We start from the raw sequence: 18537 nt of genomic DNA on the forward strand, positions 1-18537 counted from the left end.
AAGCGCTTGGCCATAACGTCCCGCGGGTGTTCATGCTGGTGTTTGGCGGCGGGGCTGCGCTGGCGGGGCTGGCCGGTGTCATTGGTGGCAATGCGTTTGTCACCGAGCCCAGCATGGCGGCCGCAGTGGGTTCGGTCATTTTTGTGGTGGTGGTGGTCGGGGGCATGGGCTCCCTGGTCGGGGCTTTTCTGGCCTCCGTGCTGATTGGCGTCATCCAGACCTTCGCGGTGGCCGTTGACAGTTCCTTGATGGGTGCTGCCGCAATGCTTGGGGTGACGGTGACGCCAGAAACATTCGGCTACGCTGTACTGAAGCTCAAGATCAGCCAGATCGCGCCCATCCTGCCTTACCTGTTTCTGGTGCTGATGCTGACGTTCCGACCCAAGGGTCTTCTGGGTACCCGGGAGGGCTAACAGTGGCAGCCAAATACTACCAATTCAAGCCGCTCAACATCGGGCGCTTCATGATCTGGAGCCTTTTCGCTGTGCTGCTGGCGGTGGTGCCGCTTCTGTTCACCAGCAGCCTGAGCCAGACCATACTGTCGCAGATGGGCATAGCCATCATTGTCTGTCTGAGCTACAACATGCTGTTGGGGCAAGGGGGGATGCTGAGCTTTGGCCATGCAGTGTACTCAGGGCTTGGCTCATTTGCTGCCATTCATACCTTGAACCTCGTAAGTCGCGGACAAATTCCGCTTCCCGTCAGCCTTATCCCATTGGCAGGCGGCTTGGCCGGTATGCTGTTTGCCGTGCTCCTGGGTTGGGTGACTACAAAAAAATCAGCCACGACCTTTGCCATGATCACATTGGGCGTGGGTGAACTGGTCTGGGCCATGTCGCTGATGTTCCCCGAATTTTTTGGCGGGGAGGGCGGGATTACCGGCAATCGAGTCACTGGACCCAAGCCGCTGGGTATTACTTTTGGCCCGCAAATACAGCTGTACTACCTGATAGCGGTGTACACCTTTGTCTGTACCGCCTTGATGTTTGCTTTCACCCGCACGCCGCTTGGCCGCATGCTCAATGCCGTGCGCGACAACCCTGAGCGGGTTGAGTTTGTGGGCTATGACACCCAGAAAGTGCGCTACATCTCATTCGTGATTGCCGCTTTTTTCGCCGGTATCTCGGGTGGGCTTGCCGCATTGAACTTCGAGATTGTGACCTCCGAGGTGGTCAGCGGCTACCGCTCTGGCGCTTACCTGCTGTTTACCTTTTTGGGTGGTGCGACCTTCTTCTTTGGCCCCATTATTGGTGCGGTTCTCATGGTGCTGGCGTTTGTGCTGCTAAGCGAGTTCACCAAAGCCTGGCTCTTGTACCTTGGGCTGGTGTTTCTATTCATGGTCATGTTTGCGCCCGGTGGCTTTGCCAGCCTGATCATGATGAACGTGCGTGTGGCTGCGTTCGGCAAGCTCAAGCCGCTTTGGCGCAATTACCTGGCCTTGTTTGTCACCGGATTCATTGCCTTCGCCGGTGCGGCCTCCATGATCGAGATGGTCTACCACCTTCAACTGGGTGCCGCGCTGGGTTCCCAGCTGACCTTCATGGGCATGCAGCTCAACACAGCCTCCGCTGGCAGTTGGGGTGCGGCTGCTGCGGTGATGCTGGTAGCCCTTGGATTCTTCGAACTCGCACGGCGCCGGTTTGCCCTGAAATGGGGCGATATTCAGGAGTCCATAGAAAAGGAAATCAAACGGCGGGAGGCCTTGTGAGCGCAGCACAACACTACGCGCTGGAACTGAAAGGCCTTCGCAAAAATTTTGGAAAAACGGAAATCATTCGCGGCGTCAATCTGGCGGTCCAGCAGGGCGAGCGGGTGGCGATCATTGGGCCCAACGGCGCGGGCAAATCCACGCTATTTAACCTGATCAGCGGACGCTTTGAGCCCAGCGGCGGGGAAGTTCTGCTCAATGGCCAGTGCATCAACGGCAAAAGGCCGTTTGAAATCAACCGGCTCGGCCTGTCGCGAAGTTTCCAGCTCACCAATATTTTCCCCAAGCTCAGCGTGTTTGAAAATCTGCGCTGTGGCGTGCTCTGGAGCCTGGGCTACAAATACACTTTCCTCAAGTTTCTCGCGGATCTGGATGACGCCAACGAACGCGCTGAAGCCTTGATGACCATGATCAAGCTCGACAAAAAGCGGGATGTGCTGGCGACCAACCTGACCTATGCCGAACAGCGTGCCCTGGAAATCGGCATCACCATCGCTGGCGGCGCCAACGTGATCCTGCTGGACGAGCCCACCGCGGGCATGAGCCGCTCGGAGACCAGTCGTTTCATCAGCCTGATCAAGGAAGTCACCGTGGGCAAGACACTGCTGACGGTAGAGCATGACATGGGCGTGGTTTTTGGCCTTGCAGACAAGATTGCCGTGTTGGTTTACGGCGAAATTATTGCTTACGACACGCCCGAAGCCGTGCGCGCTGACCAGCGTGTGCAGGAGGCTTATCTGGGCTCTTCCGTGGCGGACCAGCAGGCCGGAAAACACTGACTATGTTGAACGTCAAAAATCTCCACGCCTTCTATGGCAAAAGCCATGTCCTGCATGGCGTTTCGTTTGAGGTGCTGCCCGGCGAAATTGTCGCTTTACTGGGTCGCAATGGCTCGGGTCGCTCGACCACTGCCAAAGCCATCATGGGACTGGTCGATTGCCAAGGCTTTATCGGCTGGAAAACCGATAAATTTGACGGGGACATTGTGGGAAAAAAGGCCTACCAGATTGCCCATCTCGGCATTGGCTACGTGCCTGAAAACCGTGACATCTTTCCTAAACTGACGGTGCATCAAAATCTGCTGCTGGGGCAAAAGGGCTCTGGCAAAGGGTCACGCTGGTCCTTCAGTGACATGTACACCCTGTTTCCGCGGCTGCTGGAGCGCCAGCACACCGAAGCCGGGGTTTTGTCGGGTGGCGAGCAGCAGATGCTCACGCTGTGCCGCACCCTCATGGGCGACCCAGACCTCATCATCATTGACGAGCCGACCGAAGGCCTGGCCCCAAAAATTGTGGAACTGGTGGGCCAATACCTGCAAACACTCAAAGCCAAGGGCATCTCCGTGCTGTTGATTGAGCAGAAACTCACCATTGCCATGGCCATTTCTGACCGGGTATTGGTGATGGGTCATGGCAGCATCGTGTTTGATGGCACACCCGACAGCCTGCGGGCCGACGCGTACATCCGAAAAGAGTGGCTCGAAGTGTAAAAAATCTCCTGCACTTGTCCCCGCTGGGACAAATCGGAACCATGGGTGCTTGCACCTTTATGAAGACCCCTACGATAATAAAAGAACGATCGTACTATTTTCCCTAATGCTTATTCCCCCTGCATCCGGGGCCGATGCAGCTGAAACTTCAATCAAGGAAAGAAACCTCTCAATGACAACCCACTACGAAGTTCACGGCACCGTGGCGCTCATCACCCTGAGCAACCCTCCCGTTAACGGCCTCGGTTACGCCACCCGTTTAAGCCTCACCGACAACCTGCAGAAAGCCAATCTGGATGCCGCCGTCAAATCCATCGTGATCACTGGCGCAGGCAAAGCTTTTTCGGGCGGGGCCGACATCAAGGAATTTGGCAGTCCCAAGGCATTGCAGGAGCCTAACCTGCTCAGTGTCATCCTGATGATTGAGAACTCATCCAAGCCCGTGGTTGCCGCGATTCACTCAGTGTGCATGGGCGGCGGCCTGGAGTTGGCACTGGGCTGCCATTACCGCATTGCAGCGCCGGGCTGCAGTGTTGCGCTGCCAGAGGTCAAGCTGGGCTTGTTGCCTGGGGCGGGCGGCACCCAGCGCCTGCCACGCGCGCTGGGAGTTGAGCCGGCCCTGAACATGATCGTGAGCGGCGAGCCCGTCAAGAGTGAGCTGCTGGCACAGATCCCCGCCCAGAAACTGTTCGACAGAATGGCCCAGTCGCCCGAATCCCTGGCTGAAGAGGCTTTCGCCTTTGCCCAGTCCATTGCCGACATACGTCCGCTCCCGCTGGTGCGCAACCTGCCTTGCCAGCACCCCAACGGCGACGCCTACTTTCAATTTGCACGCAATATGGTCAAGGGCATGGCCAAAAACTTCCCCGCGCCGCTGAAATGCGTGGACGCCGTGGCGGCCGCGACCAAACAGAAATTCGAAGACGGCTTGCGGTTTGAGCGCGAGCTCTTCATCAACCTGATGTGGACACCTGAAAGCCGCGCGCTACGCCACATCTTCATGGCCGAGCGCGCCGCCTCCAAGATTCCGGACGTGCCGGAAGACACGCCGAAACGCGAGATCAAGTCGATCGCCGTGATTGGCGCCGGCACCATGGGCGGCGGCATCTCCATGAACTTCCTCAACGCCGGCATTCCGGTCAAGATGCTGGAAATGAAGCAGGAAGCACTGGACCGCGGCATTGCCACGATTCGCAAGAATTATGAAGCGCAGGTCAAGAAGGGCAAGCTGAAAGCAGACAAATACGAGCAGCGCATGAGCCTGCTCAGCACCACGCTGAGCTACGACGATCTGAAGGACGCCGACATGGTGATCGAAGCCGTTTTCGAGGAAATGGGAGTGAAGGAAAAAGTATTCAAGGAACTCGACCGGGTCATGAAATCCGGTGCGATTCTGGCTACCAATACCTCGACGCTCGACGTGAACAAGATTGCCTCGTTCACCCAGCGTCCGCAGGACGTGATCGGCACCCACTTTTTCAGCCCGGCCAACGTCATGAAGTTGCTCGAAGTGGTGCGCGGCGAGAAGACTGGCAGGGACGTGCTGGCTACCGTGATGGCGCTGGGCAAAAAAATCAAGAAGACTGCCGTGGTCTCTGGCGTCTGCGATGGCTTCATCGGCAACCGCATGATCGAGCAGTACAGCCGCCAGGCGGGCTTTTTACTTGAAGAGGGCTGCACGCCAGCGCAGGTTGACAAGGCTGTCGAAAAGTTCGGTTTTGCCATGGGTCCGTTTCGCATGGGTGATCTGGCTGGCAACGACATTGGCTGGGCTATCCGCAAGCGCCGCTACACCGAAAAGCCGGACCTCAAATACAGTAAAACTGCTGATCTGTTGTGTGAAATGGGTCGCTACGGCCAGAAAACCGGTGCGGGCTGGTACGACTACGTGGCGGGCAAGCGCGATGCCATCCCTTCACAGCTCGTGGTTGACATGATTGAAAAACACCGCAAAGACATCGGCGTGGAGCCGCGCAAGATTTCCGACGAAGAAATTGTTCAGCGCCTGGTTTACTCACTGGTAAACGAGGCCGCGCACATTCTGGAGGAGGGCATTGCCTCCAAGGCCAGCGACATCGACATGGTTTACCTCACCGGTTACGGCTTCCCGATTCACCGCGGCGGCCCAATGCTGTACGCCGATCAGGTCGGCCTCTTCAACGTGGTGCAGAGCATGAACCGCTTTGCGCAAAACCCGCTGGACGACGCCAACTTCTGGAAGCCCGCGCCGCTGCTGGCCAAACTCGCCGCCGAAGGCAAGACTTTTAACTGATTTCCGGAGATTTTCATGACCTCAGCTGTAATTGTTTCCACCGCCCGCACACCTCTGGCCAAAAGCTGGAAAGGCTCCTTCAACATGACCCACGGCGCCACCCTGGGCGGCCATGCCGTCCAGCATGCGATTGCCCGTGCCGGCATCGACGCAGCCGAAGTCGATGACGTGATCATGGGCTGCGCCACGCCTGAAGGCGCCACGGGCGCCAACATTGCGCGCCAGATTGCGCTGCGCGCCGGCTGCCCCGTCACCGTGTCGGGCATGACCGTCAACCGCTTTTGCTCATCCGGCCTGCAAGCCATTGCCCTGGCTTCCCAGCGCGTGATGGCCGGCGAAGCCGACATTTACGTCGCCGGCGGTGTGGAGAGCATTTCCTGCGTACAGCAGGAAATGAATACCCACATGCTGCGCGAAGACTGGCTGGCCAAGAACAAGCCCGAGATTTACTGGAACATGCTGCAAACGGCCGAGCAGGTTGCCAAGCGCTACGGTATTTCGCGCGATCGCATGGACGAATATGGCGCGGGCAGCCAGCAAAAGGCCGCAGCGGCGCTGGCCGCCGGCCTGTTCGATGCCGAGATTGCACCGATTACCGTCACCGCCGGTGTGGCTGACCCGGTGATGGGCCTGAGCACGAAGCAGGTCACTGTGAGCAAGGACGAAGGCATTCGCGAAGGTACGACCAAGGAAGGCATCAGCGGCATCAAGCCCGCCGTTCCGGGCGGCGTGATTTCCGCCGGCAATGCCAGCCAGTTTTCCGACGGCGGCGGCGCCGTGGTGGTCATGGACGAAAAAGTAGCCGAGAGAAAAGGGCTCAAGCCATTGGGCCGCTTCCTTGGTTTTGTCGTTGCAGGCTGTGAGCCCGATGAAATGGGCATTGGCCCGGTATTCGCCATCCCCAAGGTGCTGGCCAGGCTGGGCTTGAAAGTTGGCGACATCGACCTGTGGGAGCTGAACGAGGCGTTTGCCGTGCAGGTGCTGTACTGCGCCGACAAGCTGGGCATTCCCATGGACAAGCTCAATGTGAACGGCGGCGCGATTGCGGTGGGCCATCCCTACGGCGTAACCGGCCAGCGCCTGACGGGCCACGCCCTGATCGAAGGCAAGCGCCGCGGCATCAAGCGCGTCTGCGTGACCATGTGCATTGGCGGCGGCATGGGCGCGGCCGGGATTTTCGAAGTTCTGTGAGTCGATTGCAACCATGACGAACGAAGCCCTGTTCCTTCAGAAAGGGCAGGCGTTTCTTGCACTGCAGCCTTTCAGTGTGCTGATTGGCGCCGAGTTGCACGCCCTGTCCCGGGGTCATTGCGAGTTGCACGTTCCGGTGACCGAAAAAATTCTTCAACAAAACGGATTTGTGCACGGCGGGGTGGTCAGCTATGCGGCCGACAACGCGCTTACCTACGCCGGTGGCGCGGCGCTGGGCGTTCCGGTGGTCACCTCTGAATTCAAGATCAACTACGTCAGACCGGCCATCGGCGATCGGCTGATTGCGCGTGCCCAGGCGGTGTATGCTGGTCAATCGCAGGCGGTTTGCCGCTGTGACGTTTTTGCGGTGATGAACGGCGAGGAAAAACTCTGTGCCGTGGCCCAGGGCACGATTGCCCGCCTGCCGGACAAAGAGCCTCCGAAATAATGTCCCTCCCTGGAGATTGCAGCGCACCATGAACCTCCGGCCCACCCTTGATTTTTTGCTGTACCAGTGGCTTGATGCCGAGTCGCTGAACCGGCGCGAACGCTTTGCCGAGCATTCGCGTGAGACCTTTGATGCCGTGTTTGACACCTGCGAGCGCATCGCCCGCGAAAAGTACGCGCCCTTTAACCGACTGGTTGATACGCAGGAGCCAACGTTTGACGGCGAAACAGTCATCCTGCCGCAGGCCACGCACGATGCGCACAAGGCCTATGCTGAATCCGGCATGCTCAGTGCGGCGCAAGACTACGCGCTCGGCGGCATGCAGCTGCCCTACACGGTAGAAGCGGCGGCCAACAGCTTTTTTGCGATGGCCTCGGTCAGCATGGGTTCCGGGTTGCTGACGGTGGGCAATGCCAACTTGCTGATGGTGCACGGCACCGAGCTGCAGAAAAAAGTCTTTGCGCTGAACGAATTTTCGGGGCGCTGGTCGGGCACCATGTGCCTGTCAGAACCGCAAGCCGGCTCCTCGCTCAGCGATGTGACGACCCGCGCGCTGCCCGACGGCGCTGATTTTGAAGCCGACTCGCTGGGCCCACGCTATCGCCTCAAGGGCAACAAGATGTGGATTTCAGGCGGCGAACACGAGCTGACTGAAAACATCATTCACCTGGTGCTGGCAAAAATACCCGGGCCTGACGGCAAGCTGATTGCCGGTACACGCGGCATTTCGCTGTTCATCGTGCCGAAGAAACTGGTGGACACCGAAGGTCAACTTACGGGCACTCGCAATGATGTGGCTCTGGCCGGCCTGAACCACAAGCTGGGCTGGCGCGGCACCACCAACACGCTACTGAACTTTGGTGAAGGCAAATATCCCGTGAACGGCGAGGCTGGCGCCGTGGGTTATTTGGTGGGCAAGCCGCATGAAGGCCTGCGCTGCATGTTCCACATGATGAATGAGGCGCGTATTGGTGTGGGTACGGCCGCCACCATGCTGGGCATGGCGGGCTATTACGCCTCGCTCGACTATGCCAGGAACCGGCCGCAGGGCAGGCCAGTCGGAGTGGGAGGCAAAGACGCCTCGGCACCGCAAAGCCGCATCATCGAGCACGCCGACGTCAAGCGCATGCTGCTGGCGCAAAAGGCGTTCTGCGAAGGCGCACTGGCGCTCGAGCTGTATTGCGCCCGCCTGGTGGACGAGCACCACACGGCCGAGCCGCAGGCCGCCGACGACGCGCGGCTGCTGCTCGAAGTGCTCACGCCCATCGCAAAAAGCTGGCCCAGCGAATGGTGTCTGGAGGCCAATTCGCTGGCGATTCAGGTGCATGGCGGTTATGGCTACACCCGCGACTTCCCGGTGGAGCAATACTGGCGCGACAACCGTCTGAACATGATTCATGAAGGTACCCACGGCATTCAGGCCATGGACCTGCTGGGTCGCAAGGTGTTGATGGAAGGGGGCAGGGGCCTTCAGCTACTGGCGGCGCGCATCAATGCCACCATTGAGCGCGCTATCCAGGTGCCCGAGATGGCCGCCCATGCCAAGGCGCTGGGTCATGCGCTGCTACAGGTGCGCAACGCGACCCAAGCCGCCTGGGCCACCGGCAACCCCGGCGATGCACTGGCCAATGCGGTGCCCTATATGCAGGGCTTCGGCCATACCGTGCTGGCCTGGATCTGGCTCGATGTGGCGCTGGCCGCGCTTCAAGCGGATGCTATTAAATCGATAGCGGCTACTTCAGGTAGACTGGGCGCTACACGCTATTTTTATCACTACGAATTGCCAAAAATAGACGCCTGGCTCAAGGTGGTTGAAGCGCGTGACCTGACCTGTGCTGACTTGCCTGAAGAGGCGTTTTAATGAGTTTTTTCAAATCATCTTCCGGTGTTGTCTCCAATAAGGCCGTGGCGCGCCTGCAGGGACTGATCTGGACACTGATTTATGGCGGCCTGCTGACGCTGGTCCTGGGCTTGTCGGTACAGCGCATCAACGACGACCTGGGCGGGTCCCTGGAGGTGTGGGGCGGGCTGGTCGCTGTGCTCGGCTTTATCCTGATCTATGTGCGCTCGAAAATGAAGGTTGAATAGTGATCAGACCCATCGTCATGTGGCAGCTTTTGGACCCCGCTGATGCGCCGCACTTCAAGGCCCAACTGGACAGCTGCCGCGGTCTGGTGCCGGGCATGCTGAGGTTTGAAGTCGCCACCAGGACAGCCGACCTGGAAGCCAACTGCGATGTTGTGCTTTACTCGCCATTTGAAGACAGCGCAGCACTGGCTGCCTGTCAAAATCACCCTCATCATCATCAGCAGCACATCAGTAGCGGCCTCGGCACCTTGCGCCAGACACGCAGGGTGCTTGACTATGAAATCTCAGGAGACCACGCATGAACCGTACCATTCAGCAACTGTTTGACCTCACCGGCAAAACCGCACTCGTCACTGGCGGCTCGCGCGGCTTGGGCCTGCAACTCGCGCAGGCGCTGGGTGAGGCCGGTGCCCGGGTCATGCTGAGCTCGCGCAAGGCCGAAGACCTGATGGAGTCGGCTGCCGGGCTGAAATCTGCGGGCATCGATGCTGACTGGATCGCCGCCGACTGTTCCAAAGAGGCCGACATCCGCGCGCTGGCCGATGAAACCATCCAACGCTTCGGGCATGTCGACATCCTCGTCAATAACGCCGGTGCCGCCTGGGGTGCGCCGGCTGAAGACCACCCGGTGGACGCCTGGGACAAGGTCATGAACCTCAATATCCGCGGCTACTTCATCCTGTCGCAGCATATCGCCAAACACAGCATGATCCCGCGCAAGTCGGGCCGCATCATCAACGTGGCCTCCATTGCCGGCCTGGGCGGCAACCCGCGCGAGATGACCACCATCGCCTACAACACGTCCAAGGGCGCGGTGATCAACTTCACACGGGCACTGGCTTGCGAATGGGGCGCCTACAACATCAACGTGAACGCCATCTGCCCGGGCTTTTTCCCGAGCAAGATGACCATGGGCACGCTCAAGGCCCTGGGCGAAGAAAAGCTCGCCGCGCACGCTCCGCTGGGCCGTCTGGGTGATGACGAAGACCTCAAGGGCCTGTGCGTGCTCTATGCATCCGGCGCCGGAAAACACATCACAGGTCAATGGATGGCGGTGGATGGTGGCGTGTCTGTGGTAACCGGTGGCTGATATGGCCCCCACGCTTGTCACCTCGTGTACTGCGCTGCCCCCCGAGGGGGCTGTGCTTGCTTGGGGCGGCCCGGCGCGGCGCACTTCTTTAAGGATACTATGAACTTTGGCGCAGAAATTCCTTTCGTAACCCACCTCGGCTTCGTGCTGGAGCTGTTTGAGGGCGGTCAGTCGGCTATTGGCTACACCCCACGACCAGAGCACCTGAATTCCTTTGCCGTCACGCACGGCGGCGCCTGCATGACGCTGCTGGATGTGACGATGGCCGTGGCCGCGCGCAGTGTGCAAAAGGAGATGGGGGTGGTCACCATCGAAATGAAAACGAGCTTCATGCGACCGGCACCGGGCGACGGCAGCAAGCTCACCGCGAAGGGCCGGCTGATGCACCGCACTGCAACGCTGGCGTTTACGGAAGCTACGCTTTACAACGCGCAGGGCCATGCTTGTGCCCACGCGACTGGAACGTTCAAATACGTCAGACGTCTGGCCACGGGACCGAAGAGCGCGAATGCGCTGAACGCGCCTGTCAGTCCCATTTCAACCGACTAAAGCGCTTTTCAACAACAAAATCGTGCTCTAGCCCAAGCATGACGAGCGCAAGCAGCTATCAAAACCATAGTATTTGTCGCAGTTATAGAAGTCCTCAAACCCATTCTCGGAGATTCACATGCCTGTCAATCAACAAATTTTTCTCGACAACCGCCCCACCGGCGAAGCCGTCGCCAGCAATTTCAAGCTCGTGACCCGCGAGACACCGGCCTTGCAGGACGGCCAGGTGCTGGTGCGCCACCACTTCTTGAGCCTGGACCCTTACATGCGCGGCCGCATGAACGACTCCAAGAGCTATACCGCGCCGCAGCCGCTCGGCGAGGTGATGGGCGGAGGCACCGTCGGCGAAGTCGTGGAAAGCTGCTCGCCCAAGTTCCAGCCCGGTGACAAGGTGGTCGGTATGGGCGGCTGGCAGCAATACAGCGTTGTCAACGCGGAGCAGCCGGGCGCCTTGCGCAAAGTTGACACCAGCCATGTGCCGCTTTCCCATTACCTGGGTGCGGTCGGCATGCCGGGCGTCACCGCCTGGTATGGCCTGGTGAAAATCATCGAACCCCAGGCCGGTCAGACCGTGGTGGTCAGCGCCGCCACGGGTGCCGTGGGCAGCGCCTTCGCGGCGCTGGCAAAAGCACGCGGCTGCCGCGTGGTCGGTATTGCTGGCGGCCCCGACAAGTGCAAGTACGCGCTGCAAGAGCTGGGCTTTGACGCCTGCATCGACTATAAACAGCACAAGGATGCGGCGTCGCTCTCCAAGGCGCTGAAAGAAGTCTGCCCCGATGGCATTGACGGCTATTTCGAAAACGTAGGCGGCATGGTGCTTGACGCTGTGCTCCCGCGCATGAATGCTTTTGGCCGGATTGCGCTGTGCGGCATGATCGCCGGCTACGACGGCCAGCCGGTGCCTTTGACCTACCCGGCGCTGATCCTGACCAACCGGCTCAAGCTGCAGGGCTTTATCGTCAGCGAGCACATGGAAATCTGGCCCGAAGCGCTCAAGGAACTCGGTACGCTGGTGGCCACTGGCAAGCTGCGGCCGCGCGAAACCGTGGCGCAGGGCCTGGAAGCCGCGCCAGAGGCTTTTTTGGGCCTGCTCAAAGGCAAGAACTTCGGCAAGCAGCTGGTCAAGCTGGTTTAAGGCGCGCAGCAAAGCGCAGGCACAAGCAGAGGCGCGCACAGGAATTAGAGGAGAGAGCCATGGACATCACGCATGAGGTCTTCAACCAGCCCGAGCCGCTGGTCAACTACAACCTGTTCGACACCAACCGGCCATTGCGCGCTGCACTGAAGTTCAACGCGCCCAAGCTCGACACGGCCGAACTCACCGAGCTGGGCGCAACGCTAGGCAGTGCCGGGATGCAAACCCATGCGCGCCTTGCCAACACGCACACGCCCGAACTGCATAGCCATGACCGCTTCGGTCGGCGCATGGACCAGGTGGAGTTTCATCCCGGCTACCACGAGCTGATGAAGCTAGCAACCAGCGCGGGACTGCATGGCACGCCTTGGGCCTGTGCAAGTGTCTCACCGCACGTCCAGCGCGCCGCAGGCTTCATGCTCTTTACCGAGCTGGAGCCTTCGGTGCTGTGCCCGATCTCGATGACCTATGCGGTCACACCGGCGCTGCGCAGCAACGCCGCCATTTATGCCGACTGGGGCCCCAAGCTCACCAGCCGCGCCTACGACCCGGCGCTTAAAGTGTGGCGCGCTAAGCCCGGCCTGACCATGGGCATGGGCATGACCGAGAAGCAGGGCGGCTCGGATGTGCGGGCCAACACCACACGGGCCGAGCCTGCGGGCCATGACAGTTGGGGAGAGCGTTACGCCATCACCGGCCATAAATGGTTTCTCTCGGCGCCCATGTGTGATGCCTTTCTGGTGTTGGCCCAGGCGCAAGGCGGCCTGAGCTGCTTTTTTCTGCCGCGTGTGCTGCCGGACGGTAGCCTTAACGCCATCCAGATTCAGCGCCTGAAAGACAAGCTGGGCAACAAGGCCAACGCGAGCTCGGAAGTCGAATTCCAGGGTGCCCACGCCTGGCTGGTCGGCGATGAGGGCCGTGGCGTTCCGCAAATCCTGGCAATGGGCTCGATGACGCGGCTGGACTGCGCGTTGGGTACCAGCGGCCTGATGCGCCAGGCCCTGAGCATCGCCCTTCACCATACCGCCCAGCGCAAGGCGTTTGGCAAGCGGCTGATAGACCAGCCGCTCATGCGCAATGTGCTGGCCGATCTGGCGTTGGAGTCTGAAGCCGCCACTGCGCTGGCGCTGCGCCTGGCCCGGACGTTTGACCAGGCCACAGACGCTCATGAAGCCGCCATGGCGCGCCTGCTGACGCCCATTGCCAAGTTCTGGATCTGCAAGCGCGGCAGCCACTTCGCCCAGGAGGCCATGGAATGCCTGGGTGGCAACGGCTATGTAGAGGAGGGCGGCGAGGGCATCATGGCCCGCATCTACCGCGAAATGCCAGTCAATTCCATCTGGGAAGGTGCCGGCAACATCATGGCGCTGGACCTGCTGCGCGCCTTGCGCAAGGCCGATGCCGTGGCCGCCCTGGCCCAGGAGCTTGCCGCCGCCAAAGGTGCGCATCCCGCACTGGACCGGCTCGCAGCAGCTTTGCCGGGCCGTGCCGAAAATATGACCTCCCAGGCGTCTGACACATCCGAGCTTGAGGCGCGCCGCCTCGCGCAGGACGTGGCCCTGGCGGTGCAGGCAGCGCTGCTTTACCAGACGGCGCCTGGCGCGGTGTTTGGCGCTTTCTGCGACTCGCGCCTGGCCGGCAACTGGGGCCAGGCCTTCGGTACGCTGGCATCTGGCACTGATTTCAACAGCATCATTGCAAGGGCCATGCCTCATTAACCGTAAAGACATTCAAGCATCCAGGAGCACCCTCCATGACTGAGTTGATCCTTCACCATTACCCGAGCTCGCCCTTTTCCGAGAAAACGCGCCTGATGCTGGGCTTCAAGAGCATGGCCTGGAAGTCCGTGCTCATCCCGATGATCAGCCCCAAGCCCGACGTGGTGGCGCTCACAGGCGGCTACCGCAAAACGCCGGTGCTGCAGATCGGCGCCGACATTTATTGCGACACAACCCTGATTGCCGACGTGCTGGAGCATATTCAGCCCCGGCCCACGCTTTACCCGGAGCCCATCAAAGGCATGGCGCGGACCCTTGCGCAATGGGCTGACACCACCCTGTTCTGGACCTCGATGGCGTTCAACATGCAGCCTGAAGGCCTGGCCCAGCTATTCGGCAATACGCCGCCCGAAGTGACCCGCGCGTTTGGCGAAGACCGCAAAGCCATGAGCGCGGGCATGCTGCGCCTGCGCCCGCCAGACGCCGCTGCGGCCTACAAATCCTACTTGCGCCGCCTGTCGGACATGCTCAACGACTGGCCCTTTTTGCTGGGCGAGGTGCCGTGCATCGCCGACTTTGCGATGGTCCACCCGCTGTGGTTCACGCGCGAACGCACGCCGCTGCTGGCCGGCATCCTGAACGCCACGCCCGCCATACTGGACTGGATGGACCGCATGGCCGCCATTGGCCACGGCACGATGGAAAAAACCAGCGCGCTGGATGCCATTGCCGTTGCGGCTGCGTCAACACCAGCGCCGCTGCATGACGATATTTTTCAGGATGAGCACGGCATCCCGCTGGGCAGCCGCGTGCTGGTCAGCGCCGAAAGCTTTGGCCCCGAGGCCACCGAAGGCGAGCTCATTGCCGCAACCCGCATGCACTACACACTGCGCCGCACCGACGAGCGGGCAGGTACGGTGCATGTGCACTTCCCGCGCATCGGCTATTCACTCAAGGCGGTAACGTCAACATGAGCGACATCACATGGCGCTTTGTGGCCTTTGATGCGTTGACCACCCCAGGGCCGACTGGAGCCCTTTTACAGGCAGCATGGTTTCGTAAAAACCGGGGCGCCATATGTGGAAGACGGTATTCCCCAGGTCGAAATGCTGCGCCCCCATTTAATTCAAGGACTTATTGATGATCACGAATTTCAAAGGTAAAACCGCCGTTCTCACCGGTGCGGGCTCGGGCTTTGGCCTGGAATGCGCACGCCTGGGCGCGAAACTGGGCATGAACCTGGTGCTGATCGACGTCCAGCAGGATGCGCTCGATCAGGCCACTGCAGAGGTCAAGGCTGAAGTCAACGTTCAAGGCGCCCAGGTGCTGTCCTTCAAGCTCGATGTATCGAATGCCGAGCAAATGCAAGCCATGGGCCAGGCCGTGTTCGCGCGCTTTGGCGCGCCGCACTTTGTGTTCAACAATGCCGGGGTCGGCTCCGGCGGCCTGATCTGGGAAAATACCGTCAAGGACTGGGAGTGGGTGCTGGGCGTCAACCTCTGGGGCGTGATCCACGGCGTGCGCATTTTCACACCCATGATGCTCGAAGCGGCGGCAAAAGACCCCAGCTGGCAGGGCCACATCGTCAACACCGCCAGCATGGCCGGGCTGCTCAATCCGCCCAACATGGGCGTATACAACGTAAGCAAGCACGCTGTGGTGAGCCTGAGCGAAACGCTGTACCAGGACCTGCGTCTTGTCAGTGACCAGATTGGCGCCTCGGTGCTGTGCCCGTATTTCGTGCCGACCGGCATCAGCCAAAGCCACCGCAACCGGCCCGCAGAATTACCTGCGGAAAAGCCGACTCGCAGCCAGTTGATCGGCCAGGCCATGAGCGACAAGGCCGTCAACTCAGGCAAGGTAACGGCCGCTGAAGTGGCGCAAAAGGTGTTCGACGCCATCGCGGCCGACCAGTTTTACATTTTCAGCCACCCCAAGGCGCTGGGCAACGTGCAGACCCGCATGGAATGCATCGTGCAGCAGAAAAACCCGATGGATCCTTTCGCCGAGCGACCGGAGATCGGACGTGAGCTGAGGTCGGCGCTGCAAGCCTGATAACCGAATTTCCGCATACTGATGGCACGACTCTCCTGCGGCTGTATCACCGTATCAAGTGGCTGCTTTCGTTCCGCCATTTGGCAGGAAGTAGGTCGTACAGCGCAGTTGGCTCGCGGCTCAGTAGCCCCGGGCTCTGTTTGCCGCTCATGTCTGGTTGTTTCCATGAAGCAACATGAGCCTGTCTTGCTATCTTTTTTGGTGGGAACCACAGGGTTTTAGTTAAGTAGTTACTATATGTAACCACAAAAATGATTTGTATTTATTTTCCTGTTTCTGTATTTTTCTCATTGATATACGTATCAATTTGCCCTACTGTGTAACTCTGCGATAAAAAGAATAACCATTTCCACGCCAATCAACGCAAGCAGGTGTAATAAAACCGTCACAAGAACGAATAAATATCTAAAGCGTTCCCAGGAAGAACTGAAATTTCAGGAGTGGTTATGAACAATCGGATCCAGTCTGACATCACGTCAAGTTCATTGATGAACATGGGCCCACTAACGCCGGACCATCACTTCGCTGCGAAAAGCAGTCCGCCTTTCATTTGGCCGGATTTCCTGACGGGTCAGCCAGGGCAGCCGGTTCGCGTATTGCTGATCGACGATGACCCGCACATGCGCCTGGTTATTGCGCAGGAACTGCTGTCGGACATGCGGATCGACCTCGTGGCACAGGCCAGCAGCATGAAGGAAGGGCGGCGCCTGATTGACCTGCATGAGTTTGACGTGATGCTGGTGGACCTGAACCTGGGCGATGGCACGGGGTTTGATCTCATCAAGCACATGAAAACCGTGCGGCCCATGGCCGAAGCCGTGGTCATCTCGGCGATGGAAGACGCGCAGCACGCCCTGCATGCCTTCGAACTTGGCGCCACGGGTTACCTGGTCAAAAACTCCTGGTTTGGCAACTTTTCACAGGCCGTATTGCAGGTGGTCAACGGCGGAGCCTCCATCACACCCAATCTGGCCCGGCGCCTGCTCAGCAAGTTCAATCACGCACAGGACGGTAGCCATGACATCCCGCACACCGGAAGTGACGAGGACAAGGACAAGGACAAGGGCAAGGGCAAGTTGTCCGAGCGCGAGAAGGAAGTGCTGAAGATGGTGGCCTCGGGCTATACCAGTTTGGAAATCGGCTCCCGGCTGGCCATCAGTGGCCATACGGTCAATACCCACATCAAAAACATCTATCGCAAACTCGATGTGCGCACACGTGCGCAAGCCGTAAGTTTTGCGGCACATCGCGGGTTTTTCTAGAGGCCGCTCGTGTCACACGTCGCCTACCATTGGGCTGCGCAGGCAGGTGCCGTATTGAGCGCCGTCGCGGCGGTGGCGGTGCTGACCGTGTCGGGCCGGGCCTGGAAAAGGCAGCGCAACCCGATTGACCTGGCTTTCGCGGTCGCCATGGCTGGCTGTCTGGCCTACCTTTTGGCCAGCAGCGCCAACACTCTGGCCACAACCTATCCAAGCTATCTGCTGGCGTTATTTGCCACCTATGCCGGCTACCAGATCGCCATCGTCGCGGTGTCATTCTTTTTCCTGGTCAGCACCTCGGTCACCCGCTTCAAAATACATGCCATGTGGATGACACAGGGCGTGCTCGGGCTGCTGCTGCTGACCTGGTACGTGTGGGGTTCGCTGCAGCAGAACCTGGCCTATGAGCTCTGGGTGGTGCTGAACCTGGTTTGTGCCAGCGCGCTGTCGCTGTATGTGTGGCTAAAAACCTGTCGTCGGGGAACCTACCGCTGCTGGCTGGTGCTTGGCGGCAGCCTGCTGGGTCTGGGCATCGGCTTCGAGGATCTGCTCGTCGACAACGGCCCGATCCTGGACCACCCTGTGGCGCATTATTTCTACGCCGCCTACCTGCTGCTGCTTTGGTTGCTGATCACCAACCGGGTCGGGCACCCCGAGCTGGCGGGCGTGCCTGGAACGGAGCACTCGTTCGCGTCGGCCTGGGAGAACGTCACCGGCTTTGGCCCCGCGACCAACCTCGCCAGCGCGGCGGTGGCCGACGAGCGCCGGCGCATCGCGCAGGACCTGCACGATGGCGTGGGCTCGCAGCTGGTCAACCTTCTGGCCTCGCTCGACACCCACGCGCCGCAACAGCAGGAGGTCGCGCTAGCCCTGGAACAGTGCCTGATGGACCTCAAGATCATGGTGGACACCATCGACACGACGGATGACAGCGTGATCGATGCGCTGGGCCGTCTGCGCTACCGCGTGCAGCATTCGCTGGACAAACTGGGCGTCCGCATGATCTGGAAGGTGGACGTGGACGGACCGCTGCAAGCCTTGCGCGGAGAGCGGGCGCTGCAGGTGCTGCGCATCACCCAGGAATGCCTGTCCAACATCATGCGTCATGCCCATGCCAGCGTGGTCGAGGTGGTCTGCTGCTACGTGCCGGAAAGCGAATCCATGCTGCTGGAAGTGCGCGACAACGGCACCGGCATTGCCAGACGCGAGGCCGGTCAGCCCATGGGCAAGGGTCTGGAAGGCATGCGCCTGCGCGCCCTCAAGCTGGGCGGCCACCTGGAGATCGCCACCAAGGCCAAGGTGGGCACCCGGATGCGGCTATTGGTGCCACTGCGGGCGCCCGACGCCGTCGACTGAATGACCCCTTTGCGGTGAGTCCGCCTTTATTCTGGCGCCCAATTTTTTAAGCCTTTTAGGCTTCTAGCCCAATATTGCCGGGCGCAATAAGCTATTAAATAAATAGCGTGCTCAGCGCTAGAAGTGAACGGTAGAGGGCGGCCGAGGGGCTGTGGCAAACTCGCTGCTTTGCCAACTGT

General features: G+C 60.0%; 18 protein-coding genes. All 18 read left to right on the forward strand.

What is annotated here, in order from left to right:
- Positions 1 to 413 (forward strand): ABC transporter permease subunit (locus tag B3F77_RS03965; protein WP_414702955.1); only part of this gene is annotated, 413 nt, incomplete at its 5' end.
- Between the two features lie 50 nt (positions 414 to 463).
- Positions 464 to 1708: a branched-chain amino acid ABC transporter permease gene (locus tag B3F77_RS03970; protein ID WP_293603766.1), complete on the forward strand. Its 1245-nt coding sequence runs from the start codon at positions 464 to 466 to the stop codon at positions 1706 to 1708.
- A complete protein-coding gene (locus tag B3F77_RS03975; RefSeq protein ID WP_293603701.1) occupies positions 1705 to 2487 on the forward strand; it encodes an ABC transporter ATP-binding protein in 783 nt (260 codons plus the stop codon). Before B3F77_RS03970 ends, B3F77_RS03975 begins: the two co-directional genes overlap by 4 nt.
- Before the next feature lie 2 nt (positions 2488 to 2489).
- Entirely contained in the window at positions 2490 to 3197 is a 708-nt protein-coding gene (locus tag B3F77_RS03980) for an ABC transporter ATP-binding protein (protein ID WP_293603702.1), read from the forward strand.
- Between the two features lie 172 nt (positions 3198 to 3369).
- Positions 3370 to 5469 carry a 3-hydroxyacyl-CoA dehydrogenase NAD-binding domain-containing protein gene (locus B3F77_RS03985; RefSeq protein ID WP_293603703.1) on the forward strand — a complete coding sequence of 700 codons (2100 nt, stop codon included), beginning with the start codon at positions 3370 to 3372 and terminating at the stop codon, positions 5467 to 5469.
- Between the two features lie 15 nt (positions 5470 to 5484).
- A complete protein-coding gene (locus tag B3F77_RS03990) occupies positions 5485 to 6660 on the forward strand; it encodes an acetyl-CoA C-acyltransferase (RefSeq protein ID WP_293603704.1) in 1176 nt (391 codons plus the stop codon).
- A 13-nt stretch (positions 6661 to 6673) separates the two neighbouring features.
- Positions 6674 to 7108: a PaaI family thioesterase gene (locus B3F77_RS03995; RefSeq protein ID WP_293603705.1), complete on the forward strand. Its 435-nt coding sequence runs from the start codon at positions 6674 to 6676 to the stop codon at positions 7106 to 7108.
- A gap of 28 nt (positions 7109 to 7136) precedes the next feature.
- Entirely contained in the window at positions 7137 to 8969 is a 1833-nt protein-coding gene (locus tag B3F77_RS04000) for an acyl-CoA dehydrogenase (protein WP_293603706.1), read from the forward strand.
- Positions 8969 to 9196: a hypothetical protein gene (locus B3F77_RS04005; RefSeq protein WP_293603707.1), complete on the forward strand. Its 228-nt coding sequence runs from the start codon at positions 8969 to 8971 to the stop codon at positions 9194 to 9196. The genes B3F77_RS04000 and B3F77_RS04005 overlap by 1 nt, the downstream gene beginning before the upstream one ends.
- 17 nt (positions 9197 to 9213) lie before the next feature.
- Positions 9214 to 9498, forward strand: a complete 285-nt coding sequence (locus B3F77_RS04010; protein WP_293603708.1) for a Dabb family protein — start codon at positions 9214 to 9216, stop codon at positions 9496 to 9498.
- A complete protein-coding gene (locus B3F77_RS04015) occupies positions 9495 to 10286 on the forward strand; it encodes an SDR family oxidoreductase (protein ID WP_293603709.1) in 792 nt (263 codons plus the stop codon). The genes B3F77_RS04010 and B3F77_RS04015 overlap by 4 nt, the downstream gene beginning before the upstream one ends.
- 99 nt (positions 10287 to 10385) lie before the next feature.
- Complete coding sequence (locus tag B3F77_RS04020) at positions 10386 to 10835, forward strand: PaaI family thioesterase (protein WP_293603710.1); 450 nt, start codon at positions 10386 to 10388, stop codon at positions 10833 to 10835.
- Between the two features lie 118 nt (positions 10836 to 10953).
- Entirely contained in the window at positions 10954 to 11970 is a 1017-nt protein-coding gene (locus B3F77_RS04025; RefSeq protein WP_293603711.1) for an NADP-dependent oxidoreductase, read from the forward strand.
- Positions 11971 to 12029: 59 nt separating this feature from the next.
- Positions 12030 to 13688 carry an isovaleryl-CoA dehydrogenase gene (locus tag B3F77_RS04030; protein WP_293603712.1) on the forward strand — a complete coding sequence of 553 codons (1659 nt, stop codon included), beginning with the start codon at positions 12030 to 12032 and terminating at the stop codon, positions 13686 to 13688.
- A 35-nt stretch (positions 13689 to 13723) separates the two neighbouring features.
- Positions 13724 to 14662, forward strand: a complete 939-nt coding sequence (locus B3F77_RS04035) for a glutathione S-transferase family protein (protein WP_293603713.1) — start codon at positions 13724 to 13726, stop codon at positions 14660 to 14662.
- A gap of 166 nt (positions 14663 to 14828) precedes the next feature.
- Positions 14829 to 15743 (forward strand): SDR family oxidoreductase, encoded by a 915-nt coding sequence (locus B3F77_RS04040; protein WP_293603714.1) that lies wholly within the window; start codon positions 14829 to 14831, stop codon positions 15741 to 15743.
- A 494-nt stretch (positions 15744 to 16237) separates the two neighbouring features.
- Positions 16238 to 17005 (forward strand): response regulator transcription factor, encoded by a 768-nt coding sequence (locus B3F77_RS04045; protein WP_293603767.1) that lies wholly within the window; start codon positions 16238 to 16240, stop codon positions 17003 to 17005.
- A gap of 9 nt (positions 17006 to 17014) precedes the next feature.
- Positions 17015 to 18358, forward strand: coding sequence for a sensor histidine kinase (locus tag B3F77_RS04050; RefSeq protein ID WP_293603715.1), 1344 nt, complete (start codon positions 17015 to 17017; stop codon positions 18356 to 18358).
- The last annotated feature ends 179 nt before the right edge of the window (positions 18359 to 18537 follow it).

Source organism: Polaromonas sp. UBA4122 (genome assembly GCA_002381615.1).
In the GTDB taxonomy this organism is placed as follows: domain Bacteria; phylum Pseudomonadota; class Gammaproteobacteria; order Burkholderiales; family Burkholderiaceae_C; genus Polaromonas.